This window comes from Belnapia moabensis DSM 16746, from assembly GCF_000745835.1.
GTDB lineage: Bacteria > Pseudomonadota > Alphaproteobacteria > Acetobacterales > Acetobacteraceae > Belnapia > Belnapia moabensis.
The window spans coordinates 34,166-57,531 of sequence record NZ_JQKB01000018.1 but is presented as its reverse complement, the minus strand read 5'-3'; the positions used below and the strand labels follow the sequence as shown (position 1 = coordinate 57,531).

The following is a 23,366-nucleotide window of genomic DNA, read 5'->3' as shown; positions in this document are numbered from 1 at the left end:
TGATGAGGCGTGGCCCTCAGTCGTCCACTTCGATCCCTGCAGCACGGACCACCTCGGCCCAGCGGCGCATGTCGGCGCGCCACATGGCGTCGAACTCGGCTGGGCCTGCGGGGGAGGGGGTGCCGCCGAGATTGGCGATCCGCGTGCGGCCCGGCTCGGTGCGGACCGTGTCCACGACGGCGTCCGAGAGCTGGCGTACCGTCGCCGCCTCCATCCGCGCCGGGCCGTAGACGCCGACCCAACTGGAGACGACGAAGTCCGCCATCCCCGCCTCCGCCATGGTCGGCACCTCCGGAAGGGTCGGCACGCGCTCCGCCGAGGTGACGGCGAGCGCCCGCAGCGTGCCGGCCTGGATGCCGCCGAACACGTTGGGCAGGTTGTCGAAGATCACCGCGATCCGCCCGGCTTGCAGGTCCAGCACGGCCGCCGGGCTGCCACGGTAGGGGACGTGCGTCATCTCCAGCCCCGTCCGCAGCCGGAACAGCTCTCCCGTCAGGTGGATGGAGGTGCCGGTGCCGGAGGAGCCGAAATTAAAGCCCCCGGAGCGGCGCGCCCAGGCGACGAAGTCCTGAACGGTGCGGACGGGCATTGCGGCCGAGACCACCATGGCGTTGGGGAACTCGGCCACGCGCGCGATGGCGGTGAAGTCGCGCGCGGCGTCGAAGGGCAGGGTCTTGCGCACCGCCGGGGTGACGCCGTGGGTGCCGGCGCCGCCGATGAGGATCACCGAGCCGTCCGCCGGCGCCTTGGCCACATAGTCGGAGGCGATGGCGCCGCCCGCACCCGTGCGGTTCTCCACCACCGCGTTGACGCCCAGGCGCTCGCGCAGCCCGTCCGCCACGATGCGGCCCGTCGCGTCGAAGCTGCCGCTGGCGTAGCCGACCTGGATGCGGAGGGGGCGTCCAGCGCCCTGCGCCGCCGCGCGATCCGGCTTGGCCGCCGCGGCGAGGAGCAGCGTCCCGAGATGGCGTCTCTTCATGCAGCGTCTCCCCAGCCCCCGGCCCCGGCCGTGCCCATCAGCAGCCGGTCGCCCGTTTGCAGCACAGTGGTCAGCTTGGAGCGGACCCCCTCCCGGCGCCCGTCCGCGCGGATCACCCAGGCCTCCGCGGGCAGGCCGTCGCCGCCGCCCGCGGCGCCGCGCGCGGCGTGGTAGTGGCGCTCGCCGCGAAAGGTGAGGGTGAGCGGGCCGCGCAGCACCTCGTACTCCCGGCTGATGCCGCAGCCGCCCGCGTGCCGCCCCGTGCCGCCCGAGCCGCGCCGGACGCGGTAGTGGTGCACGCGCACCGGCGCGTCCGTCTCCATCGCCTCCGCCGGCATGTTCATCGTGTTGCTGATGTCGGTGGAGATGCCGCTGACGCCCGGCCCGTGTGCGGAGGCGCCCGCCGCGCTCGCCATGGATTCCGTCACCACCCAGGTGCTGCCGTCCGCGTGCCGGCCGGAAAGCGCCATGATGGTGGAGCAGCCGGCATTCGCCGCCGGGATGCGCTCCGGCAGCGCCTGGGCCAGGGCGCCGAGGATGGCGTTCGTCGCCAGCTTCACGGTGCCCGTGCGCGCGTTCAGCGGCGCCGGCAGGCGCGGGTTCAGCACGCTGCCCTCGGGCAGCACCACCGTCAGCGGGCGGGCGCAGCCGCCGTTGTTCGGGATGTCCGGACCGGTCACGGCGCGCAGCGCGAAGAAGCACCCGGCCATCACGCCGGCCGGAGCTGCGTTCACCGGCCCGCGCACCTGCGGGGCGGAGCCCGTGAAGTCGAAGGTCATGGCTTCGCCCGAGACCGTCACGCGCACCCGGATGGGCACCGCGCGGTCGAGTTCCACGCCGTCGTTGTCGAGCGCGTCCTCGTAGGTCCAGGACCCGTCGGGGATGGCGCGGATGGCGGCGCGCGTCGCCATCTCGGCGCGCCGGACCAGCTCCGCCATCATGGCAGCGAGCGGAGCGGCGCCGTGGCGGGCGGCCAGCTCCTCCATCCGCGCCGCGCCGCCGCGGCAGCAGGCCGCCTGCGCCTCCAGGTCCCAGGCGAAGGCGTCGGGGGTGCGGGTGTTGAGGGCGATGATGCGCAGGATCTGCGGGTCCGCCACCCCCTCCCGCGCCAAGCGGAGCGGCGGCAGGCGCAGCCCCTCCTGGTAGATCTCGGTGGACGCGGTGGGCAGCGAGCCCGGCGTCATGCCGCCCATGTCCTGGTGATGCACGATGGCCGCCGCCAGCGCGATCACCCGCCCCTCCGCGAAGGCCGGCACCATCAGCGAGACGTCGGGGATGTGCGTGCCCCCGTCATAGGGGTCGTTCATGAGGTACGCGTCGCCCGGCCGCATCGTCTCCACCGGGAATTCCCGCAGCATCCGGTTCACGGCCGGCATCAGGCAGCCGAGCAGCAGCGGCAGGGAGTTGGACTGCGCGATCAGCGTGCCGTCCGGTAGGAACAGGCTGGCTGAGGCATCATTCGCCTCCCGCACGATCGGCGAGACGGCGGAGCGCAGCATCACTCCCTGCATCTCGTCCGCGATCGCCTCCAGGCGGCGACGTACGATCTCGACCGTGGCCGGATCCAGGCGTTCGGCGTTCATGCGCGCCTCCCTGCCACTCGTTCCATCAGAAGGTGCGCCGGATGCGTCGTGACGCGCCAGCCCGCCGGCACCACCAGCGTCGTGTCGTCCTGCTCCACGATGGCGGGGCCTGGCAGGATCTCGCCGGGCGCGAGGGCGCCGCGCGGCACCACCGAGATGGTCTGTGCCACGCTCTCCAGCACCGCCTCGCGCGCCGTGCGGGCAGCGTTCGTGGCCGCGACGGGGCGGAGCGCCAGCGGCTCGCTCCGCAGCCGCAGCACGGCGCGCAGCGAGACGAGCCGCACCGGCGCCTCCCGCGCGTGGCCAAAGGTGGCGCGGTGCAGGTCGATGAAGCCCCGGCGGATCGCGCCGGCCGGGTCGGGGGCCTCCGTAGGAAAGGGCACCTCCAGGCTGTGCCCCTGGCCGACATAGCTGGCGCTCGCGGTCAGGGCCATCTCGGCGGCCGCCACGTCGGCGCCTTCGGCCGCCATGGCCGTGCGAGTCTCGTCCGCCAGCGCGTCGATGGTGGCGCGCAGATCCGCGGTCGGAATCTCGTCCAGCACGCGGCCGAAGCCGCGGGCGGCGTCGTGCTCCAGGGGCGCGTCCAGCAGGCCCATCGCGGCCAGCACGCCCGGCGCGGCGGGGACGACGATCCGCGTCTGGCCGAGGTCGTCGGCGATGGCGTGGGCGTGCAGGCCGCCGCCGCCGCCCGCCGGCACCAGCGGCAGCTCCCGCGGGTCCACGCCGCGCGCCACCGTCACGGCGCGTACCGCCTCCGCCATGGTGGCGTTGATCACGCGATGGATGGCCACCGCCGCCTCCCGCACGCCGAGGCCCAGGGGGCCGGCCACCTCCCGCTCGATCGCCGCCGCCGCCGCCGCCGAGTCCAGCGCCAGCTGCCCAGCCGCGAAACGCGCGGGATCGACCAGCCCGAGCACGACGGAGGCGTCCAGCACCGTCGGGCGTGTCCCGCCGCGCCGGTAGCAGGCCGGGCCGGGATCGGCGCCGGCCGAGCGCGGCCCGACGCGCAGCCCGCCCGCGTCGTCGATCCAGGCGATGGAGCCGCCGCCGGCCGCGACCGCCAGCACGTCGGCGGTGGGTACGCGCACGGGGAAGGTGCCGATCATCCCATCCACCCGCAGCGCCGGCGCGCCGCCGCGGATCACCGCCACGTCCGCGCTGGTGCCGCCGACGTCGATGGAGACGCCGTCCAGGAAGCCGGCCTCGCGCAGCAGGGCGGCGGCGCCGATCGCCGCCGCCGAGGGGCCGGAGAGGGTGAGGCGGATGGGCCGGCGCCGCGCTGCCGCCGCGCCCAGCAGCCCGCCGCGCGAGTGCATGACCCCCATCGGCACGCCGATGCCGGCATCGCGCAGGATGGCCTCGATCCGGCCGAGATAGCTGCTCATCACGGGCTTCAGCGCAGCGTCGAAGGCGGTGGCGCAGCTCCGCTCGTACTCGCGCGGCGCCGGATCGACCTCGGAGGAAAGCGAGACGGCGAGGCCCGGGCAGGTCGCCAGCACGATCTCCCGCGCGCGCCGCTCGTGGGTGGGATCGATGAAGGCGAAGAGAAAGCAGATCGCGACCGCCTTCGCGCCCCCCGCCTCCAGCGCGCGGGCCGCCTCGGCGACGCCCGCCTCGTCCAGCGGCTCCCACACCGTGCCGTCGGCGCCGATCCGCTCGACCACCTCCATCCGGCGCTCCGGCGGCACCAGCGCCACCGGCGTCTGCGGGCGGATCAGCAGGTCGTAGTTGGAGGCGCGATTGGTCCGTCCGAGCTCGATCACGTCGGCGAAGCCGGCCGTGGTGATGATCCCGACCGGCGATGCCGTGCCTTCCAGGATGGCGTTGGTGGCCACCGTGGTGCCGTGCAGGAAGCGGCGCACGCCTGCGGCCTCAGCCGCCCCCAGCAGCCGCTCCAGCGCGTGGCCCACGGCGCGGGCGGGATCGTCCGGCGTGCTCGGCACCTTGAGGGAGCGCATCGACCCGTCCCCGCTGCGCAGCACCGCGTCCGTGAAGGTTCCGCCAATGTCGATGCCGATATCCATCCGATTCCCCTTGGCGGCCGTCTCAACACGCCTGGACCCGATGCATCCGTGCCGCTGCATCGAGAAGGCGATCAGGAGATCGTAGAGGAGGAAGAGTACGCCGGCGACGCTCAATGGCTCCAGGTAGCGGAAGGTGTTGGAGGAGTGGTCTTGAGAAGCGTGATCTGTGGCTGGCCATTGGCGAGACGACGATCTGGATTATTTGCGGCAACAGGACGGGGGAGGGCATCTGCCAGGGCCTAGGGCTGTAGGGCCGGACACATCACCGCACCCGTGCTCTCGGCGCCAACGCCGCAGATCCGCCTTGATCCGCAAGGGACATCCACACATGCGATAAGGCGCGCATGATGTGGGTCACCCCCAGTCATCAGCATCAGAGGCTCGCCCGGCCGGTGGCCATCAACAGGCTCAACCGGCATTGCAGCCGAGTGCTGCTTGATTTGCCGACTATACGAGGCACCCACGGCCCATGGCATGCCTCGCAATGAAAACGGAACGGAGCAGCCGTTAATTGGTCACCCATCGTGCTGTGGCGCGCATTCCATCCCATGCCTCCATCTCGATCGAGAGTTCCCGGCCGGGCCCATACTGTGCGACCGGCGAGTTGCCCAGGCTACTTGCGAGACGGATGGGCAGATCGGGTTCCCCCTCCGTCCGCAGCCAGGCCGCACGAGGATTGGCAAGGCACCCGCCGCAGTCGAGGCGTAGATGCAGGCCCCGCCGGGCCGCCGGGCCGTTTTCCTGCCAAAGCAGCGTCACCCGATAGGGACCAAGGTCGCGGGTGCCGAAGTCGCGCGGCGTGCCTCCATCCTCCCAAGCGGACAGCGCAGCCGGTGCCAGCGCCGTCGCGGTGCCAAGCAAAGCGAGGTTCGCCCAGCGCCACCGCCCCAGGCGCCAACCATCCGTCCTGGACTGACCGGCTACTTGCCGCAGCCTTATGCCTCGCCGCAGCGTGAGGCAGCCGCCGCTGACGATGAGGCCCGTGAGGCCCAGGCCGAAGACGAGGTAGAGCAGCTTGATCGGCAGCCCGCCGAAATTGCCGAAATGCAGCGGGTCGGCAGTTTCCACGACGCGTTGCATGGGCGTGAGTGCCTCACCGCGCTGGATGTCGAGCACGGCCCCGGTCACCGGATGCAGGCGCACGGCACTAGCGCGCTCCCGCACGAGCCAGGCTGCGTCCTAGCCCCAGACCACGACCGGTTCCCGTGCGGAGCGGGCGGGAATGACCGCGACGATCCGGAGTTCAGGATAGGCGATGCGCGCAAGTCGTGTGACCCCGCCCAGGCCAAGCGGCTGAGGTGCAGCACCGAGATCGGCGAGATTCTGTCCGGGCGCGGCCGGCACCGGACGATCGAAGCGATGGCCGTTCATGTATCCGATCACTTCGACCAGGTACCAGACGCCCGTCACGCCGATGACAACGACGAACCAGAGCGACCAAAGCCCGATCAGCCGGTGCAGGTCCCCCACCAGCACCCGTGGTCCTGCCCGCAGGCGCAGTCGGAAAAAGCCGCGCCAGAAGCGTTTGTAGACAACCAGCCCAGTCACCAGCGAGGCCAATAGCGGAATTGAAAAGGCCGAGACGGTCACCAGCCCCCAACTGTTGGTGATAAACAGCCACATATGCAGATCCCGCAGAAAGCGCTGCACGGTCTGCCGGCTGGCGTCGCCCTGCACACGGCCGGTCGAGGGATCGAGATGCGCGATCCGCTGGCGGCCATCGGGCAGGGTGACAATGGCCGTGGCCGCGAAGCCCGGCCCCTCCGGGACGCGAACGGTGTCGATCCTGGCCCCGGGGTATGCTTCGGCCAACGCGTCCCCTGCCGCCCCCCAAGCCATCGGTGCCGATGGCGGCGCGCTCGAGCGGAGCGTCGGTGTCAGCAGCCAGTCGATCTCATGCGAGACGGAAGCGAGGCTGCCGCTCAGGCAGATCACCCCCAGCACGAGACTGAGCTTGAAACCGAGCCAGGAATGAACCAGGAACCAGATGCGCGCACGGCCGCCGCCCCGACGCGTCCCGGAGGCCGACGGCAAGCGGTTGCCGCCATCCATCAGAAGGACACCGTCACCCGGCCAATCAGGGTCCGGCCCGCGCCGGGCACCGTTCGTTCGCTGATGTAGTACTCGTTGAGCAGGTTGTTCAGGTTGAACGAAGCAAGGACGGGTCCGAAGCGCCACCAGGCTGCCAAGTTAAACAGAGTGTAGTCGCCTTGCGCGTAGATGTTGGCCGCATCAAAATACCGGTTGCCGCGATGGAACACGCCGCCGCCGAGGCCGAGGCGCTGGCGTTCGTCACGCAGAGCGAATTCGTAGCTGCTCCAAAGGTTGGCCGCGAAGCGAGGAACTTCGGGCAGGCGGGCGCCGGTGCGCAGCCGCGTGTCGCTCGTGACCTCCGCATCGGTCCAGGCGACGCCTCCGAAGACGTTCCAGCCCGGCGCCAGCCGGCCATTCAGTTCGAATTCCACGCCGCGGCTTCGCGCCTCGCCGACCTGGATGGAGAAATTGGGGTCGGCCGGGTTCGCGGTGACGATGTTCTGCTTGGTGATCTGGAATACGGCGAGGGTCGCGGAAAGCCGGTCCTCCAGTAGGTCGGCCTTTACACCGGCTTCCATCTGCTCCCCGGCTTCAGGTCGTGGGAAGAGGCCAGGTCCAAGACTGCTGGATCCGGTAGGGGCGCGGAAGGACTCGCTGTAGCTGGCATAGAGCGAGACTTCGGGGAGCGGCTTGTAGACAAGGCCGAACTGCGGCGAGATCCGGCTTGCACGGTCGCGGCGGGAAATGGCCGGAGAGACGAGAATGTCGGCCGATTCCAAGGCCTCGATGTCGTAGTTGTCGAAGCGTGCGCCCAGCAGGAGCATCAGCCGGTCATTGAACAGCGAGAGCTGGTCCTGCGCATAGAGCCCGTAGCTGCGGGTCTCGTAATCCGTGGCGAAGGCGCTGGTCGCGCGGGGGGGCGCGACATTTCCGTAGACCGGGGCGAGCAGGTCGATTGGCGACGCCGTGAAGAAGGTATTGATGAAGGGATTGCCGCGAACAGTGCGCGCATCCGCTCCCACTACCAGGCGATGCGCGACCGGCCCTGTCTCGAACCGCCAGGCGAGGAAACCGTCCACACCATAGGAGTCCGTCCGGCTGTCGAGCAGGGAGTAGGTCCGTGCAACTGTGCGCCCGTTGGCGCCGACATTGCCAAGCTGGTGCAGTCCGTTCCGCTCTTCCCTAGAGCGGCCCCAGTCGAGGCGGAGCTGACCGCTGAGCTGGCTGGTGAAGTCGTGTTCCACCCGAAGCTGGGCGGAGTATTCCTCGAAGCGACTGCGGTCGCTCGGCTCCTGGTAGCTGCGGTCGCGTGACACCCGCGGGATGCGCCGGCGGATTGGATCAAGGGGCAAACCGCGGTCCAGTAAGCGATTGTCGTATCCAGCCGAGAAATCCGCGAAGACACGCGTAGCGGCGCTTGGCTGCCAGGAGAAGGACGGGGCGATGAAGTACCGCTCGCCCTCCGAAAGGTCGCGGTAGGTCCGGCCTGCCTCGATGGCGCCGGTGATCCGGTAGCCGAAGCTGCGTTCGGAGCCTATCGGGCCGGTAGTGTCGAACTCGGTGCGGTAGAGCCCATCGCTGCGCACCTGCCCGGTCAGGCTGTGATGCGGCCCGTCGAGCAGCGGCCGGCGGGTTACCCGGTTGATCACCCCGCCTGGCGCAACCGTGCCATACAGGATCGAGGACGGTCCCTTGAGGATCTCGATCCGCTCGACATTGACGAGCTCGTTCCCGAGGCGGTTGCTGACGATGCCGAAGGGGCGAGGTGCGCCATTCAGAAGCTGTGTTGCCTCGAAGCCGCGGACGAAGAAATTGGCGAAATAACCGTCACCGCCATTCACGCTCGGGCTGAGCCGCACGGCCTCGAGGAGGGAGGTGATGCGCTGATCGTCGAGCAACTCGCGTGGCAGGACGGTGATGCCCTGGGGCACATCGCGGATCGGCGTGTCGGTCCGCGTCGCGGTCGAAGAACGTGTGGTGCGATATCCTTGGATTGGACCAAAGGCGCTCTCGCCCGTGCCGGTCACGTTGAGCTGGGGTAGCTCGATAGCGAGCGGCGCCGGCTGCTCTTGCGCAGCGGCTGCCCCGGCCAGAAGCACCGTGGCAATACCAGGCGATACTTGAAGGATACATAGCACGGTCTTGGAAACCAGCGATGTCCAGACCTCTCTGTGGACCATGCGCGACACAGGCAGTTTCCTGAGAATGCGATTTAGTCGCATCTAACAGAACGTCCACGTCGTCGCAATCATAGTGGTTCCGGCCCCAGCACCCTGCAGGTGGTGATCGATCTCGCCGTGGCGCGGGACAGTCAGGACGGGCAAGGAGGCCAGGACCGGTTGGTCAGCATCGAGACCGTGGTCGGCGGCCCAGGCAGTGACACGATCCGTGGCGATGCTGCTGCGAACCGCCTGGTTGGGCGCGCCGGCAATGACGACATCAGCGGAATGAACGGTAACGACTCGATCAACGGCGGCGAGGGGCGCGACGTCCTGCGCGGGGAAGCGGGGCAGGACAATATCGCCGGCGGCGCCGGCAACGACACCTTCACGATTTTCGCGGCCGACGTCGCCGACGGCACGATCGACACCCTCTTGAACTTCGAGGGGGCCTGTCGGCCTTACGCATCCACCGGCACAGATATCCCCGCCTCGAAGGCTTCGATGGCAGCCGGTACCTTTACAGCATCGTCAATAATGCTGGGACCGTCAGGCGTTTCTTCCTGGTCTCGGAGAACGGGGCAGCCCTGAGCGAGGCTGCCAGCGATTACCTACTCGCCTGAGGCGGCGGCGGTCGAGGAGGCCGATGCATGGCGGGTGAGGAAGCCCAAGCCCACCGTGTCATGAGACCCGCACGCCAGCCTGGGCTTTGGCGCTGAGGATGCTGGTCGGGCGGCCGGCGGTTTCCGGCTTAGAGGTACCAGAAGCCCGTTGCCTCATAGTTCGCGGTCACCTGGGCCGCGAGGGCATTCCAGTCCTGCGGTTCTGAAGGATCGATCGCGCCGAGGCCCACGCCATCGAGGTACCAGAAGCCGGTCGCCTCGAAGTTTGCGAGAGCCTGTGCAGCAAGCGCGTTCCAATCGACTGGCGCTTCGCCGCCGCCACCGGCTGCGCCTTCGAGGACGGTATCGTCACGGACGGAGAGGTTCTGCACGCGCTCGTCCTGCTCGGCCGGCACCTCCGCCACGTCGAAGGCCGTCTCCGGCGTGCCGTGTTCGGCGGCAAGGAAGTCAGCCAACGCCTGCTGCTCCCGTCCCTCGGCAGCAAAGGAATTGTCATCGCCTTGATAAAGGTCCACCCGATCCTTGGCGAATTCGCCGAAGGCATAGCCGTCGCCACCCTCGGCCAGGAAGTTGAGTGTCACGACCCGGAACTCACGTGCGGGATCGACCGCGATGTCGCCGTCGCGTACCAGCACCTCGGTCGGCACCCCCGCCTCATCCACCAGGGCGAGGCTCTGCACGCGCTCTCCCGCAGGCAAAACCGGGTCGAAGGAAAATTCGATGCCGGAGACCTGCGGGAAGGCCCCCGGGGTGGTGCCGGGCGCAACACCGGCGACGGCGCTCTCGAGCACCGCCTTCAGCCCCTCCGCAGTGACCGTCACCAACGAGAGCCCGTTGTTGAAGCGCAACGCATTCTCGATGTCGAGTTGGCTGATGCCACCTTCCGGCTTGCCCGCATCGGGATTGGCCTGAGGCGGCAGCGGCTCGGGCGTGGCGCCCGTTGCGTAGGTTCCGATCTCGGCCCGGATGCCGCCGCCATTCTTGATGCTGATAACTGTGGTCGGGTCGACTTCGCGCGCCGCGGCGAGATTGGCGTCGCCTGTCAGGTCGCCGAGATTGGTCTCCTGCGCGCGCACGGCCGTGCGCCGGCCCTCCAGATAGACATCAGTGAAACCGAAAACCTCTCCATCCTTGGTGTCGATGACCTGTTCGACCGCATCCGTGAGGCCGCGCACGATGGCGCCACGGCTGCCTTCGGCATAGGGGTCCTCATTGCCCCAAAGCTCGGCAACGGTCTCGTCGGTCGTCGCGTAAGGGCGGCTCTCGGCGGTGTCCGTCTCGACCGGGAGAATAACCCCGCTCTCGTCGAAGCCCACGACCAGGCGGCCAACATAGCTGTATTCGCTCGAGGTGTTGACCACGGCAACGGGGTTGCCGTCGGCGCCGGTCTGGATCACCGGATAACCTTCGGCCGGCGCATCGCCGGAGCGGAGCGGCGTGCCGTCATCGGCAAAAAGCGCGTGGCTGCCGCCAGCAACGATGACATCCACATCCGAGAGCTTGGTGGCGAGGTCGAGCTCGAATTGATACTGCTGCAGGTGGCTGAGCAGCACCACCTTGTCGATCCCCTGCGCCGTCATCTGGTCAACATAGGGCTGGAGTATCGCTGCCAGCTCGTCCGTGTTGTCCAGGGCGCCGTCGCCATTCGGATCCAGCACCTCGACGCCACCCACGGAGGAGATGGAGGCGAGAATCTGGGTCGTGACGCCCAGGACTCCGATCGTCTCGCCATTCTCCTCGATCGTCGTCCAGGGGGCGACGCGCGGCGCGTCCGCCGCCACCTCGGGTGCCGCGATGTCCGCAGCGGTGGCCGCGTAGCTCGCTGCATCGCGCAGTTCGGCCGTATATATGCGGCTGAGCGCAGCATCGCCGGAGAAGTCGAGATTGGCAGACAGGTAGGGGAAGAGAGGGCCTAGCGCGGTGGTGCCGTCCTCGCCCACGGCAAAGTCGATCGCATTCGCCAGCACCGTCGTACCAAGATCGAACTCATGGTTGCCGAAGACGCTGGCCTGCACGCCGATAGCGCTCAGCACTGCCATGTCGACGCGGCCGAGATCTTGGGTGAGGGCGGAGAGCTGCTCAACGGGGACGTCCAGCAAGGCGGCATAGGCTTCGCGCAGCGGTTCAGCCAGGCTGGCATCGCCCTCTGCGTTGAGGAAGGGCGAGGGGATGAAGTTGTCGCCGGACGACAGCGTGATGCTGTTTGGCGCCGCATCCTCAAGCTTGTCGACGATTGCCGCGAACTGAGGAGCCCGATCAGGGGCGGCAAGCCCCGCCTCGAAATCCGATGCGTGCAGGATCTGCAGCGAAAAGTCCGCGGCCATTGGCATGTCGTCCCGATACCGGAAGTTTTATGGCGCCGGATAGCGCATGGGACCGAATAAGCGGAGCGGCAACGCCGGTCCGGCACACTTCCGTGACGTTAAACCCGCTAATGAAAAATCGTTCGGGATGAATGCCGTCATGGGCAACTCGCGCGGTACCGAGCGAGGTGCATCGAGCGGTTCGAGCAACATCGTAGTGGGCCTAGCAGTGCGCGAGGCTTTGTTCCGAGAATGGCTCCCCGGCTCGTCGGCGCCAGCCCAGATTCGACGGCCTTGGGTTGGCTGGCCGCCGGCTTCCGCGTTGCAGTCCCGTCAGAACAGGTCGAGGTCCGAGGTCCGCAAGTCTGCGCAAAACAGGTTGTCGTCGTCGCCGAAGCCCAGGGCATAGGCTCGCGACGTGCCGGAAACCTCAATGGCAACGTAGAGCGCCGCCTTTCCCCGGTCGGGTTCGTCCACCACGGTGAAGATCTCAGGCCCGACGTCGTCCGGCGTTGCAATCACCTCAGCAAAGCTCGCCTTGCGCGGGCCATGGACGTGAAAGGCCATGATCGAATTCGAGCGCTCCAGGCCGACGAAGGCGTACACCTCGCCGTCCAGCGTGGCGACCGACACGTGCTCAGGCTCCAGGCCCTTGTTGTCGGGCCGCGTATCGTCGAGCAGCGATGGGGCCCTCTGCAGCAAGGTTCGCTCGATCAGGTCACCCGAATCGAAGGTCAGCTTGAGGCCGTTCTTCTGGACCTCCCAGATGCTGAACCTCCGCCCAGTGTATGGAGTGCGTCGAGTCGCCGTCGCCGTCTGTATCGCCCTCGGTCGTCAGCACTTCCAGCCGGCCGAGATTGGCGTTCTCTTGCCCGGCCAAGAAGCAGCGCTCGGCCCGCGTGGTCGCAGCCATGCCGCTGCGGCAGGAGGTGGTCCGGCGGCTCGGCAAGCCCGGCGTGGAGGCCGATCGCGTCGCCTACCGTCAGGATGGACCCAACGCAGCGCGTCCAGGTGCTGCCGCCTTGCCTTCCACATCGTGGAGAAAGCCGTCCATCAGGGCGTTGAACGCGCCGGCCGCATGCCAGAACGCGGCATGGCCTGCCCCGTCCAGGCGATGGCAGCGCCCCCGCCACAGATTGCGGTAGGCGAGGCTGTCCAGGTAGTCGAGCCTGATCAGCGGGTCGGCCGCGCCGTTGACGACGGCGATCGGCAGGGCGCTGGCTTCGACCGCGAGGCGCTGATCGACGCCGAGGCCAGCCCGCGACGCCTCGAAGAGACCCTGCCGGCAGCGGCCGTCCGAGCGGCCGATGGCGTCGCGGAGGAAGGGCTCGACGGGCGTGCCGAACATCGCCTGGGCGAAGCGGTCCATTTCCGCCTCGGCGAGGTGGCGACGGCCGGCCAGCCCGTCGGCCGGCGAGGAGACGAAGCCTTCCGCATAGCCGCCGCGCCGGATCGGCGGCGTGCCGGTGAGGATAAGGCCTTTCATGCCCTTGAAGCGGGACAGCATCTCGATCGCAACATGGCCGCCCAGCGACCATCCCATCACGACAGCCTCCTTCACCCCAAGGCGCCCCAGCAGCTCGGCCGTGCAGTCGGCAAGGCCCGGCAGGGAGTAGGTGCGGGTGGGATCCGGCGCGTCCTCGGATTCGCCATGGCCCGGCAGGTCGAAGGCGATCAGCCGGACGCTCGCGGCGAGATCGCTGCGAAACTGGCGCGCGAAGACCTGCCGGCATGAGGAGTTGCCGTGGATGAGTAGGACCGGCGTTCCAGCGCCGCCGCTATCCACGAAAGCCAACCTCCCGTGCGACGTATCGGAAAAGCTCGGCGCTCCGGGTCCAGGCGATGTGTTCATGTGTATATCCACGAATTGTCAGGAATTTTTCAGTATTTTTCTGTGGCTCCCACACAATATTCCAATGAACAGCTGTTCCATCGACTGGAATCGGCTTTAATATTTCAACTGTAGCCAAGTATTGGAAAGCTGGGCAGGAGTGGCGGCGAACGGGCCAGCGCTTCCTTGAGGCAAAACCTGCCGGTGCCACCTCCGGGAGCCGCGTGCTGCCCATTGCTGAACTGGACATGGCGCGTCGCCGCGAGGTGGGACCCGGCGCGGCTACACTGTCGGGATGGTTCCGCCGTCGATGACGTAGTCCGCGCCATGGATCGCCGAAGCCCGGTCGGAGGCGAGGAAGGCAATGAGATCCGCCACCTCCTCCGGCTTGGCCGGGCGGCCGAGGGGGATGCCGCCGAGGGCCTCCAGGATGCCCTGCCGCGCGGCCTCCGGCGTGCCCCCGCTGCTGGCCGCGAGCCGCTGCACCAAAGCCTCCGATGCTTCGGTGTAGATCCAGCCGGGCGATACGACGTTCACCCGCACGCCCTTCGGCCCGACCTCCTTGGAGAGGGCCTTGCTGTAGGTCGTAAGCGCCGCCTTCGCCGCGGCATAGGCGGTGGTGGAGTCATGCAGCGGCAACCGGCGCTGGATCGACGCCACATGGATCACCACCCCGGACACGCGTGCGATCATCTGCGGCAGGAGCAGCCGGTCGAGCCGCACGGCCGGCATGAGGTTCAGGTCGAGCTCGGCGCGCCAGTGATCTTCCGTCAGGGCAGCGAAGCCCCCGCCCGGCGCGGCCGACCCGCCGAGGACGTGCACCAGGATGTCCACGCCGCCGAGGCTCTCCATCGCCGCCTCGGCCAGGGCGCGGGTGCCGTCCGGGCTGGTGAGGTCGGTCGCCAGGAACTCGGCGCCCGCGAGATCCTCGGGCCGCTGCCGCGCCGCGGTCATGACCTTGGCCCCGGCGTCGAGGAAGCGACGCACGGTTGCCCGTCCGGCGCCCTTGCTCCCCGCCGTGACAAGGACGCGGCGTCCCGCGAACTCTGCGGGGTTGGCGTGCGGCTGCATCAGGAGACATCCAGCGCGGCGATCGCGCCGTCGCGGAGCGTGAACCGGAAGGTGAAGCGGATCGGGCTGCCAGGGAAATCGCCCTCGGTCGGCCCCTCCACGATGACGCGGCCATCCTCGTCGTGCCAGGTTTCCGGCGTGAAGACGGCCTTGGCGGCAATCGTCGCCGAGGTGATCCAGGCCCTGATCTCGTCATGGCCCATGTGGTGCCCGCCATCGTCGCGCACCACCGCGTCCGGCGCGAAAGGCGCCAGCATGCCATCCGCGTCGAGGCGGGCATTGGCTGCGGCATAGGCCGCAATGGGTGTCGGCAGGTCATCGGCCATCGCATGTCTCCGCGGTTGCTTGCACTGCGGAGAACCTGTTTCTAGGCTGAATGGATGACAAGTACGGACGAAAATGTAAGGGACTTACCTCGAGGTAAGCGTGTGGCCTACACGCCGGAATCGGCAGCGCAGGGCGTGCAGAACGTCATCCGGGTGCTCGAAGGACGATGGAAGCTCGTGATCCTGTTTCAGCTCTTCGGCGGACAGGTCCGACGTTTCTCCGATCTCGAGCGCGCCATTCCAGGCGTGTCGCAGAAGATGCTGATACAGCAGCTGCGCCAACTCGAAGCCGATGGCGTGGTGGCGCGCATCGTCCACCACCAAGTGCCGCCCAAGGTGGAGTATCGCCTCACCGAATGGGGCCAATCGCTCTGCCCGGCGCTGGATGCCCTGCTCAGCTGGGCCGAACAGGCGCCGTGCGAGCTGGGACCGCGGCTCGTTCAGGCGGTACGGGGCGACTAGCCGGGTTTGCTGCGGCCTGACTGCCAGCCGCTATAGGCGGTGGCGCGAGCTTCTCGCACAAGGCGGCCAGCGGGTCGGTCCGGCGAGCGGCGAGTACGGCCTGCTGATCATTCGCGGGAGCGGAGCGAAGCGCGATCACACCGTGGAGGATGGCGGTGGCGCAACGCAGTCATTCCCTCGCGCATTGAAGCCGATCACACGTCCCGCACGAACTTCGAAAGTGACATCGCAGGACCGGCTCTCGACCGAGGGTGCGAAGCCGCCGCCAAGATAGCGGCCATACCGCCCATAGAAGCCGGGCGAGCCTGGATAGGTAACAAGGCGCCGCTCCTCATATTGCAGGAAGCGTCGGCCTTCCGCCTCATAGGTACGGACCGGAACGCCGAGGGTGGCGACCAGGTCAGCCTCGGAGCGGCCGATCAGGGCGGATTGGCGGGCGTCGAAGCCCGCGCGAGTGGCGCAGGCCGTGAGGGCGAGGGCGGCCAGGGCCGCGATCAGCAAACGGTGCATGGTGGCTGTGACATGGTGTGCCCGGCACCGCCAGGAAAGAGCGGGATGGAGCAGCGCCGGACGCGTTGAGCGGCAGCGGCGCATTGCTTCCATGGGCTTGGACCGGTGGTGGTGGCGCCGGGCCGAATGCCGGGTCCCGCAGCTCACCGGGCCGGCCCGCCATGCGGCATGCCATCCTCGCCGCCCGCCTGCTTCGCGCCCGAACAGCGCGACGATGCTCGCATGACCCCGGATGGATCGACGCGCCGCGCAGCCTTGACCTGCCAAAGTGGAGACAGCCTACTGTTTTGCGGCATGATTCACGCCTCCGGCGATCGTGCTCCGGGAGGACCAGGGATGACCCATCCGCTTCGCATCGGCATCTGGGCGCTCGTCCATGGCAACCGCGCCGCGCTGCGGGACCCGGAGGAGCCCTATGACGCCTCCTGGCGGCGCAACCGCGCGCTGGTGCTGGAGGCGGAGGCGCTCGGCTATGACTGCGTCCTCGTCGCGCAGCATACGATGAACCCGCACCGCACCGATCTCGGCCAGCTGGAGGCCTGGACGGCCTCCGCTGCGCTGGCAGCGGAGACGCGGCGGATCGAGATCATCGCCGCTATCAAGCCGATGCTCTACCACCCCGTCGTGCTGGCCAAGATGGCCTTGCAGATCGAGGAGATCAGCGGCGGCCGCTTCGCCATCAACCTGGTGAATGCCTGGAACCGCAAGGAGATCGAGGATGCGGGCCTCGTCTTCCGCGAGCATGACGAGCGCTATGCCTATGGCGCGGAGTGGCTGTCGCTGGTCGAGCGGCTGATGCGCGGCGAGGAAGTGCGGCACGAGGGGCGCTTCTTCCAGGTCAGGGATTATGTGCTGCGGCCGGGCGCCGCGACCCGGCCGCGGCCGCGCATCTATGTCGGCGGCGAGAGCCCGCCGGCGCGGGACCTTGTCGCGGCGCAGGCCGATGTCTGGTTCATCAACGGCCAGCCGCTCGAGAATGTCGAGGCGCTGATCGCCGATGTCAGGGCCCGGCCGCGGTGGGGGGAGCCGGTGCGCTTCGGCCTCTCCACCTTCGTCATCGCGCGGGAGACGGCGGAGGAGGCGCAGGCGGAATACCGTCGCCTGCTCGCCCTGGCGGCGGAGGACAGCGACATCAAGGACTATGTGAAGGCCAATACCGACCCGGCCGTCGCCATGCGGAAGACCCAGGCGAAATACGAGAGCGTCGGCACCAATGGCGGGACCTCGGCCGGGACGGTTGGCAGCTACCGGCAGGTGGCCGAGCGGCTGCGGCAGTTCCACGACCTGGGCATCGACACGTTGCTGACGCAGTTCCAGCCCTTCGAGCGGGAGATGCGCCGCTTCGCCGAGCATGTGATGCCGTTGCTCAGGCGCGGCGGATAGGGCGCGGTCAGGCGAGGGCCAGCAGCGCCGCCATGGTCCAGCCGTCATGGATGCCGCGGCGCACCAGCGCCGGGGCAAGGCTGGTGGAGAGTACTGGGCTCAGTCCTGGTCGGATGGAGTGAGGTGGTTCACCCCGGCGGCGAGGATGCGGTCGGAGAGGGCCGGGTCATCCACGGCGCGGGCAAGGATCAGCGCGCCGACCAGGGTAGCGGCGCAGGCGAGGGCTTCCTCCTCGCGGTCAGGCGTGCCCTCGGGCAGGGCGGCGGCGAGGCGGGCGGCCATGCGGCGGACGGCGGCAGTATAGGCAGCGCGCACGGGCTCGCCCTGGCGTGCGGCTTCCGGGCCGATGGCGGCGAGGGCGCAGCCCTGGCCGGGGCGGTCGCGGTGATCGGGCGAAAGGTAGCGGGCGGCGAAGCGGCCGATGCCGCCGCCGGGGGGCAGTTCCTGCGCCTGCTTTTCGCCGCTGGCCGCGGAGGCGGCCTCCAGCGCCTCGGCCACCAGCCGTTCCTTCGAGCCGAACTGGCTATAGAGGCTGCCATGGGTGAGGCCGGCGGCGCGCGTCAGGGCATCGACGCCGGCGCCGGCGATGCCGGTCTCGCGGATGATCCGGGACGCCTCGGCGAGAATCCTCGCCCGGTTCTCCGCAGCCTGGGCCCTGCTGACGCGCATCGCCACCTCCGCCTGGATTGAGGATGGCGGTCGCTATCTATGTCAAGTGGCGGGGCTACCAGGTCAGTTCGGCGACGGCGATGCGGCCCTCCGCCACGGGCCAGGCGCGGGCGACGAGGCGCTCGTCATTGAAAAGGGCGGGGATGGGGCGGCCCAGCTCGCCCGCGGGCAGGCGGAGGGTGGAGGTCGCGACGCGGGCGATGCCCCGGGGGATGTCGGCGGGGACGGCGCCGTCGAGCAGGATGGTGTCCCGCGGCAGTCCGAAATAGCCGCGCGGGCGGGTGAAAAGCAGCACGCCGCCGGCGGCGCGGTCGGCCTCGGTCAGCGGGCGGGCGGGGCGGAGATGCATCACCGCGGAGGAGCGGGGGAAGGGCGAGCGGTAGATATGGGTGATGGGGTGGCCGGGGGCGGCGACGACCAGCTCCAGCGTCCAGCCGGGCTCGACCATGACCGGACCCCAGCGCCCGTCGGCGGCGGTGGTGCGGCGGTGGATGGCCTCGCCGAGGCGGGCACCGGTCTCGGGGTCGGTGCGGAAGACTTCGACGACCGCGCCTTCGATGGGGCGGTTGGTCTGCACGCCGCCGGGGGTGCCGGTGACGAGGCCGTCGAGGACCGGGCGTGCCTCCGGCACCACGGCGATGCGGGTGGGGGCGCGGCCGGCGATGAAGCGGGCCATCTCGGCGAAGGCGCGGGCGTGGTAGGCGACCTCGCGATGGTCGAGGCCGGGGAGGACGAGGTTGGTCGCGCCGCGCAGCTCGGGGCCGTCGGTATCGGTGCCGGTCGGGCGGTCGGGCGTCGGCGACCAGACGGCGCGGGGCTGGGCGTAGAGGTCGTTGGCGTCGCTGCGGAGGGTGAGGAAGGCAGTGCCGGCCACTACGTCGTCCGGCCCGGCATTGAGGCGGGTGAGGAAGCGGCCGCGGCTGTTGAACTCGTTGCCAGCGCGCTCGGGCCAATCCATCACGCCGCGGTTCGGCGTGCCGCAGAGCACCGCATGCGAGATCTCCGATGCGCCGCCCTGCTGGACGGTGAAGTCGCGGATCGGGTTGCCGCCGCGGCTGTTGCCGACGAGCGCGATGCGGGCGGCGCCGGTCTCGGTGCGGAAGGCGCGGATGAAGGCGGCCAGGCGCTCGGTCTGTTCGAGGCTGCTGCTGCGGAGCGGCTGAGGGATGGCGTCGTCGTCGCGGGCGAGGGGGTCGGGGAAGTTCACAGCGCGTAGGTGCTCGCGCGGCCAGTTATTGGATTCGAAGCGCCAGAGGGTCGTCTGCCAGAGCGCAGCGTGGTCGCCATTGCCGTGCAGGAAGAGCACGGGAGGCGGCGCGGCGGGGGGCTGGGCGCGGGCGAGGGAGCTGGGAAAAAGCCCGAGGAAGGGCAGGGCGAGGGCGGTGCGGCGGGGAATCGGCATGGCTTGAGGGTGACATGGCGCGGGCGGTGGCCCCAGGCTAGGGGCGTGGGCGAAATGGTCAGCACGACGCAGGGCGTGTAATACAGAACAGGACAGTGGAATAAGCCGTCATTGCCGACCAATGGGGTGCGTGTCCTCCAAATTTTTCAGTGGTTTGCATGACCTATCGCGTGGAGTTGAGAACACGCGTCGTGAATAGTGGTTTGTGCTATTGACGAATAACCGTCGGTCATCGCTATATTGGTCCGTGGCAGGCGCATTCCGCGTCGGCCCCGCGGATTTTGAACGATGCAGCTTGCACCGCGTCACCAAGGGCTAAAGCGCCGCCCCGCCGGACCCTGTCCTGGGATGCGCTGTCGGCGCTGAGCGCCCGTCCTTCTCCACCATGACGTCAGCCTTCCCGATCGGTGCGCCCGCATGCGCGCCGGGAGACATCTGCCATGCATACATCGCGCCCCATCGAGGTGCAGGGACGCTTCCTCGGCGTCGCCGTCGCCCATGCCGCAGCCTGGCGGTTCATTGCCACCGATCCGGTCGTCGAGGATATCGACGGCGCCACCTTCCCGAGCCCGGCTGAGGCGGAGCGCGTCGCCGGCCTCGTCATCGGGCGCAACAGCGGGTTGCCGGTGCGGAGGCCGGTCCGATGACGGCGGCGCCGCACTTGCTCGCCGCGCTGCCAGGGCTCTTGCCGGGTATTGCCGAAGCGGCCGCACGGCATGACCGGGAGGCGAGCTTTCCGCATGACAGCATCGCCGCGTTGCGCGGGGCGGGGCTGCTCGGGCTGACCGTGCCGGCAGCGCTCGGCGGCGGGGGCGGTGGGCTGCGGCTGGCCGCCGAGGCGGTGGAGCGCGTCTCCACGGCCTGTCCGGCGACGGCGCTGGTGCTCGCCATGCAATACCTGAAGCATGCGGCGCTCGCTCGCAGCCCGGCCTGGCCGGAGGCGCTGCGCGAGCGGGTGCAGCGCGAGGCCGTCGGCGAGGGCGCGCTCATCAATGCGTTGCGGGTGGAGCCGGAGCTCGGCTCGCCGACGCGGGGCGGGCTGCCGGCGACGGTGGCGCATCGGACGGCCAGGGGCTGGGTGATCTCCGGGCGCAAGCGCTATGCGACGGGTGCGCCGGGGCTGCGCTGGATGGAGGTCTTCGCCCGCACCGATGACGCCTCGCCGCTGGTCGGCAATTTCCTCGTGCCGGCGGAGGCGCCGAGTGTCGGCATCGTCGAGACCTGGAATCACCTCGGGCTCCGCGCTTCGGGCAGCCATGACGTGGTGTTCGACGGGGTGGAGATCCCGGAGGAGCATGCGATCGGCCTCGCCTCGCCGGGGCGGGCGGCGCCGGATGCGGTGCAGATGCTGTGGAACGCGGTGCTGGTGCCGGCTGTCTATACCGGCGTGGCGCGGGCGGCGCGGGACTGGATCATCGGCTTCGTCAAGGCGCGGTCGCCGGGCAGCCTCGGCGCGCCGCTGGCCACGCTCGCGCGGGTGCAGGAGGCGGTGGGGCGCATCGAGGGGCTGCTCGCCGCCAATGCACGGATCACCGGGGCGCTGGCCGCCAGCGCTGATGCGGGGGTGCCGCCTTCGGCCACGGAGGCGGGGGTGCTGAAGGTGGTGCTGGCCGGCAATGCGGTGCGCGCCGTCGAGGAGGCAACGCTGCTCGCAGGCAACCATGCGCATGACCGGGCCCTGCCGCTCGAGCGGCACTGGCGCGACGTGCAATGCGCGCGGATGCACGCGCCGGCCGAGGATGCGGCGCATCTCGCCGCCGGCCGCGCGGCGCTCGGGGAGGCGCGGGCATGACCAGCCTCGCCTTCCGCTTCCTGCTCATTCTTTCCATCGCGCTCGGCGTCCTGGCGGCGACTGATCTCGCCCGCCCGCCGGCACTGGTTCAGGACATTCTCAGATGATTTCACGCCGTCTTCTGCTCGGCGCCGGCCTGGCCGCGCCTTTCGTCGCCCATGCGCAGGCGTTTGCCGACCGGCCGATCCGCTATGTCTGCCCCTTCCCGCCGGGGGCGACGAACGACAACGTCTCCCGCACCATGAGCCGGGCACTCTCGCCGCGGCTCGGCGTGCCCGTGATCGTGGAGAACAAGGCCGGGGCGGGCGGCGCGGTCGGCAGCCGAATGGTCGCCGAGGCGAAGCCGGACGGGCATGTGCTGCTCAACGCCTCGGCCGGCAACCTCACCATCGCGCCGCATCTGTCGCATGTCGGCTACGACCCGTTGCGGGACTTGGCGCCGGTCGCCCTGGCGGGCGAGGCATACGGCCTCGTTGCGGTGAATCCGGCGCTGCCGGTGCGCAATATCGCGGAGCTGATCGAGCTGGGGCGGTGGCGGCCGGGCTTCCTCAACTATGCCTCGGCGGGCATCGGCTCGGCTGGGCATCTGCGCGGGGCGCTGCTGGCCGACGAGGCGCGAATCGATGCGGTGCATGTGCCATTCCCCGGAAGCGCGGCGGCGGCGATGAGCGTCGTCGCCGGTGACTGCCACCTGGTGATCGACCCGATCGCGGCGCCGCATGCGCAGGAAGGGCGGCTGCGGGCGCTGGCGACGATCGGGCCGGACCGGTGGGATGCCTTCCCGGACCTGCCGAACCTGGCCGAGCTGGGCATCGGGCGGAACTGGCCGGGTGGGACTTGGTTCGGGCTGTTCGCACCGGGTGGGACGCCGGCGCCGGTGATTGCCCGCCTCAACCGTGATTTCAATGATAGCCTCGCCGAGCCGGAGGTCGCGGCCGCGCTGCGCCGCTTCGGCCTGAAGCCGGAGGCGGTGGCGCCAGAAGAGTTGGGGCGCCGCGTCGCCGCCGACCATGCCGAGATCGGGCGCGTGTTGCGCCGCCTCAACATCGCCTGAACGGGGAGAGGCCAGGATGACCCATCCGCTCGAATTCATCGGGATGATAGCGCACCGGGCGCAGTCCGAGATCCATCCGCCGCAGGGGCCGGTGGTCGATCCCGGCTATATCCGGCGCTTCGCGCAGGCGCATGAGGCGGCGGGGTTCGACCGCATCCTCGTCGCCTGGGGCAGCACCTCGCCGGATGCGCTGCTGGTCGCCAGCCATGCGGCGGCGGGGACGGAGCGCATCGGCTTCATGGTGGCGCACCGGCCGGGCTTCATCGCGCCCACGCTGGCGGCGCGGCAATTCGCCACCTTCGACCAGCTGACCGGCGGGCGGGCGGCGATCCACGTCATCAGCGGCGGCAGCCCGGTAGAGCAGCGGAAGGATGGCGACTGGCTCGACCATGGCCAGCGCTATGCGCGCTCGGAAGAGTACACGGCGCTGCTGAAGCGGCTCTGGACGGAGGACAGGCCCTTCGACCATGAGGGGACCTATTACCGCTTCGAGGGCGGCTTCTCCGAAGTGAAGCCGGTGCAGCGGCCGCATATCCCGGTCTTCTTCGGCGGCTCCTCGGATGTGGCGATCGACATTGCCGGGCGCATCGCCGATGTCTACGCCTTCTGGGGCGAGACGCTCGACCAGGCGCGGGAGACCATCGGGCGGGTCAGGGCGAGCGTGGCGAAGGCGGGGCGGGACCCAGCCTCGATCCGCTTCAGCATGTCCTTCCGGCCGGTGCTGGGGGCGACGGAGGAGGCGGCATGGGCACGGGCCGACCGCATCATCGCCCGCATCCGCGAGTTGCGGGCCGATGCCGTGGGCGGCGGCGGGCCGAAGCCGGAGAGCATCGGCTCGCAGCGGCTGCTGGAGGCGGCGAAGGGTGGCCGGGTGCGCGACACGCGGCTCTGGACCGAGGTGGCGGCGGCAGTCGGCGCCGGGGCGAACACCACCGGGCTGGTGGGCACGACGGAGGGCATTGCCGAGACGCTAGCCGACTACCATGCGCTCGGGGTGACGACCTTCCTCATCCGCGGCTTCGACCCGCTGGAGGACGCGGAGGCCTATGGGCGCGAACTGCTGCCGGCGACGCGGGCGGCGATCGCAGCGCGGGGCGGGCTGGCGGTGGCGGCGGAGTAAACTCCCCGCAAAACCGCTTCGCGGCTTTGCGGGGGGAGGGG

Annotated in this window: 21 protein-coding genes; 7 read left to right on the top strand and 14 right to left on the bottom strand. The window is 69.6% G+C overall.

The window, feature by feature from the left end; genetic code table 11:
* Positions 1 to 16 precede the first annotated feature (16 nt).
* From EP26_RS13755 to EP26_RS13735, 6 genes are all read right to left on the bottom strand, one after another.
* Positions 17 to 979 carry a Bug family tripartite tricarboxylate transporter substrate binding protein gene (locus tag EP26_RS13755; protein ID WP_043339224.1) on the bottom strand — a complete coding sequence of 321 codons (963 nt, stop codon included), beginning with the start codon at positions 977 to 979 and terminating at the stop codon, positions 17 to 19.
* Positions 976 to 2,562 carry a hydantoinase B/oxoprolinase family protein gene (locus EP26_RS13750; protein WP_043339223.1) on the bottom strand — a complete coding sequence of 529 codons (1,587 nt, stop codon included), beginning with the start codon at positions 2,560 to 2,562 and terminating at the stop codon, positions 976 to 978. The genes EP26_RS13755 and EP26_RS13750 overlap by 4 nt, the downstream gene beginning before the upstream one ends.
* Complete coding sequence (locus EP26_RS13745) at positions 2,559 to 4,586, bottom strand: hydantoinase/oxoprolinase family protein (protein WP_043339281.1); 2,028 nt, start codon at positions 4,584 to 4,586, stop codon at positions 2,559 to 2,561. Before EP26_RS13745 ends, EP26_RS13750 begins: the two co-directional genes overlap by 4 nt.
* 507 nt (positions 4,587 to 5,093) lie before the next feature.
* Complete coding sequence (locus EP26_RS31945) at positions 5,094 to 5,729, bottom strand: PepSY-associated TM helix domain-containing protein (protein WP_052389153.1); 636 nt, start codon at positions 5,727 to 5,729, stop codon at positions 5,094 to 5,096.
* A gap of 36 nt (positions 5,730 to 5,765) precedes the next feature.
* A complete protein-coding gene (locus tag EP26_RS13740) occupies positions 5,766 to 6,638 on the bottom strand; it encodes a PepSY-associated TM helix domain-containing protein (protein ID WP_052389152.1) in 873 nt (290 codons plus the stop codon).
* The gene (locus tag EP26_RS13735; RefSeq protein WP_245624394.1) at positions 6,638 to 8,800 is read right to left on the bottom strand and encodes a TonB-dependent siderophore receptor; all 2,163 of its coding nucleotides are present in this window, start codon (positions 8,798 to 8,800) and stop codon (positions 6,638 to 6,640) included. The genes EP26_RS13740 and EP26_RS13735 overlap by 1 nt, the downstream gene beginning before the upstream one ends.
* A 99-nt stretch (positions 8,801 to 8,899) precedes the next feature.
* On the opposite strand from EP26_RS13735, the gene EP26_RS34835 reads away from it, so the two are divergent.
* Positions 8,900 to 9,370, top strand: a complete 471-nt coding sequence (locus tag EP26_RS34835; protein ID WP_052389151.1) for a calcium-binding protein — start codon at positions 8,900 to 8,902, stop codon at positions 9,368 to 9,370.
* Positions 9,371 to 9,530: 160 nt separating this feature from the next.
* Here EP26_RS34835 and EP26_RS13725 read toward each other — a convergent pair whose 3' ends face one another.
* From EP26_RS13725 to EP26_RS13705, 5 genes are all read right to left on the bottom strand, one after another.
* Positions 9,531 to 11,726, bottom strand: a complete 2,196-nt coding sequence (locus EP26_RS13725) for a bifunctional metallophosphatase/5'-nucleotidase (RefSeq protein WP_052389150.1) — start codon at positions 11,724 to 11,726, stop codon at positions 9,531 to 9,533.
* A 312-nt stretch (positions 11,727 to 12,038) separates the two neighbouring features.
* A complete protein-coding gene (locus EP26_RS13720) occupies positions 12,039 to 12,407 on the bottom strand; it encodes a hypothetical protein (protein ID WP_043339219.1) in 369 nt (122 codons plus the stop codon).
* Between the two features lie 280 nt (positions 12,408 to 12,687).
* Entirely contained in the window at positions 12,688 to 13,491 is an 804-nt protein-coding gene (locus EP26_RS13715) for an alpha/beta fold hydrolase (RefSeq protein ID WP_169747394.1), read from the bottom strand.
* 327 nt (positions 13,492 to 13,818) lie between these two features.
* Positions 13,819 to 14,607, bottom strand: coding sequence for an SDR family oxidoreductase (locus tag EP26_RS13710; protein ID WP_043339218.1), 789 nt, complete (start codon positions 14,605 to 14,607; stop codon positions 13,819 to 13,821).
* Positions 14,607 to 14,933: a nuclear transport factor 2 family protein gene (locus EP26_RS13705; RefSeq protein WP_043339216.1), complete on the bottom strand. Its 327-nt coding sequence runs from the start codon at positions 14,931 to 14,933 to the stop codon at positions 14,607 to 14,609. Before EP26_RS13705 ends, EP26_RS13710 begins: the two co-directional genes overlap by 1 nt.
* A gap of 102 nt (positions 14,934 to 15,035) precedes the next feature.
* Here EP26_RS13705 and EP26_RS13700 point away from each other — a divergent pair, with 102 nt between their 5' ends.
* Complete coding sequence (locus EP26_RS13700; RefSeq protein WP_043339215.1) at positions 15,036 to 15,395, top strand: winged helix-turn-helix transcriptional regulator; 360 nt, start codon at positions 15,036 to 15,038, stop codon at positions 15,393 to 15,395.
* A gap of 135 nt (positions 15,396 to 15,530) precedes the next feature.
* Here the strand turns inward: EP26_RS13700 and EP26_RS13695 are convergent, their stop codons facing one another.
* Positions 15,531 to 15,905, bottom strand: a complete 375-nt coding sequence (locus EP26_RS13695) for a hypothetical protein (RefSeq protein WP_157033530.1) — start codon at positions 15,903 to 15,905, stop codon at positions 15,531 to 15,533.
* Positions 15,906 to 16,241: 336 nt separating this feature from the next.
* On the opposite strand from EP26_RS13695, the gene EP26_RS13690 reads away from it, so the two are divergent.
* Entirely contained in the window at positions 16,242 to 17,288 is a 1,047-nt protein-coding gene (locus EP26_RS13690; RefSeq protein ID WP_043339213.1) for an LLM class flavin-dependent oxidoreductase, read from the top strand.
* A gap of 99 nt (positions 17,289 to 17,387) precedes the next feature.
* Here the strand turns inward: EP26_RS13690 and EP26_RS13685 are convergent, their stop codons facing one another.
* Both EP26_RS13685 and EP26_RS13680 read right to left on the bottom strand, forming a co-directional pair.
* A complete protein-coding gene (locus EP26_RS13685; RefSeq protein ID WP_043339212.1) occupies positions 17,388 to 17,957 on the bottom strand; it encodes a TetR/AcrR family transcriptional regulator in 570 nt (189 codons plus the stop codon).
* A gap of 55 nt (positions 17,958 to 18,012) precedes the next feature.
* Positions 18,013 to 19,359 (bottom strand): hydrolase, encoded by a 1,347-nt coding sequence (locus EP26_RS13680; RefSeq protein ID WP_043339211.1) that lies wholly within the window; start codon positions 19,357 to 19,359, stop codon positions 18,013 to 18,015.
* Between the two features lie 440 nt (positions 19,360 to 19,799).
* On the opposite strand from EP26_RS13680, the gene EP26_RS13675 reads away from it, so the two are divergent.
* The 4 genes from EP26_RS13675 (at position 19,800) to EP26_RS13660 (ending at position 23,325) form a co-directional block, all read left to right on the top strand.
* Entirely contained in the window at positions 19,800 to 20,006 is a 207-nt protein-coding gene (locus tag EP26_RS13675) for a hypothetical protein (RefSeq protein ID WP_043339209.1), read from the top strand.
* Entirely contained in the window at positions 20,003 to 21,151 is a 1,149-nt protein-coding gene (locus EP26_RS13670; protein ID WP_052389147.1) for an acyl-CoA dehydrogenase family protein, read from the top strand. The genes EP26_RS13675 and EP26_RS13670 overlap by 4 nt, the downstream gene beginning before the upstream one ends.
* A 103-nt stretch (positions 21,152 to 21,254) precedes the next feature.
* Positions 21,255 to 22,205, top strand: coding sequence for a Bug family tripartite tricarboxylate transporter substrate binding protein (locus EP26_RS13665; RefSeq protein ID WP_043339208.1), 951 nt, complete (start codon positions 21,255 to 21,257; stop codon positions 22,203 to 22,205).
* 16 nt (positions 22,206 to 22,221) lie between these two features.
* Positions 22,222 to 23,325 (top strand): LLM class flavin-dependent oxidoreductase, encoded by a 1,104-nt coding sequence (locus EP26_RS13660; protein ID WP_043339207.1) that lies wholly within the window; start codon positions 22,222 to 22,224, stop codon positions 23,323 to 23,325.
* Positions 23,326 to 23,366: the final 41 nt, after the last annotated feature.

Excerpts from the sequence above, each read along its gene's own strand:
- EP26_RS13735 (WP_245624394.1), bottom strand. The coding sequence starts at position 8,800 with ATGGTCCACAGAGAGGTCTGGACATCGCTGGTTTCCAAGACCGTGCTA.
- EP26_RS13705 (WP_043339216.1), bottom strand. The coding sequence starts at position 14,933 with ATGGCCGATGACCTGCCGACACCCATTGCGGCCTATGCCGCAGCCAAT.
- EP26_RS13745 (WP_043339281.1), bottom strand. The coding sequence starts at position 4,586 with ATGGATATCGGCATCGACATTGGCGGAACCTTCACGGACGCGGTGCTG.
- EP26_RS13750 (WP_043339223.1), bottom strand. The coding sequence starts at position 2,562 with ATGAACGCCGAACGCCTGGATCCGGCCACGGTCGAGATCGTACGTCGC.
- EP26_RS13680 (WP_043339211.1), bottom strand. The coding sequence starts at position 19,359 with ATGCCGATTCCCCGCCGCACCGCCCTCGCCCTGCCCTTCCTCGGGCTT.
- EP26_RS13670 (WP_052389147.1), top strand. The coding sequence starts at position 20,003 with ATGACGGCGGCGCCGCACTTGCTCGCCGCGCTGCCAGGGCTCTTGCCG.
- EP26_RS13690 (WP_043339213.1), top strand. The coding sequence starts at position 16,242 with ATGACCCATCCGCTTCGCATCGGCATCTGGGCGCTCGTCCATGGCAAC.
- EP26_RS13665 (WP_043339208.1), top strand. The coding sequence starts at position 21,255 with ATGATTTCACGCCGTCTTCTGCTCGGCGCCGGCCTGGCCGCGCCTTTC.
- EP26_RS13685 (WP_043339212.1), bottom strand. The coding sequence starts at position 17,957 with ATGCGCGTCAGCAGGGCCCAGGCTGCGGAGAACCGGGCGAGGATTCTC.
- EP26_RS13725 (WP_052389150.1), bottom strand. The coding sequence starts at position 11,726 with ATGGCCGCGGACTTTTCGCTGCAGATCCTGCACGCATCGGATTTCGAG.
- EP26_RS13755 (WP_043339224.1), bottom strand. The coding sequence starts at position 979 with ATGAAGAGACGCCATCTCGGGACGCTGCTCCTCGCCGCGGCGGCCAAG.
- EP26_RS13695 (WP_157033530.1), bottom strand. The coding sequence starts at position 15,905 with ATGCACCGTTTGCTGATCGCGGCCCTGGCCGCCCTCGCCCTCACGGCC.
- EP26_RS13740 (WP_052389152.1), bottom strand. The coding sequence starts at position 6,638 with ATGGATGGCGGCAACCGCTTGCCGTCGGCCTCCGGGACGCGTCGGGGC.
- EP26_RS13660 (WP_043339207.1), top strand. The coding sequence starts at position 22,222 with ATGACCCATCCGCTCGAATTCATCGGGATGATAGCGCACCGGGCGCAG.
- EP26_RS13710 (WP_043339218.1), bottom strand. The coding sequence starts at position 14,607 with ATGCAGCCGCACGCCAACCCCGCAGAGTTCGCGGGACGCCGCGTCCTT.
- EP26_RS13675 (WP_043339209.1), top strand. The coding sequence starts at position 19,800 with ATGCATACATCGCGCCCCATCGAGGTGCAGGGACGCTTCCTCGGCGTC.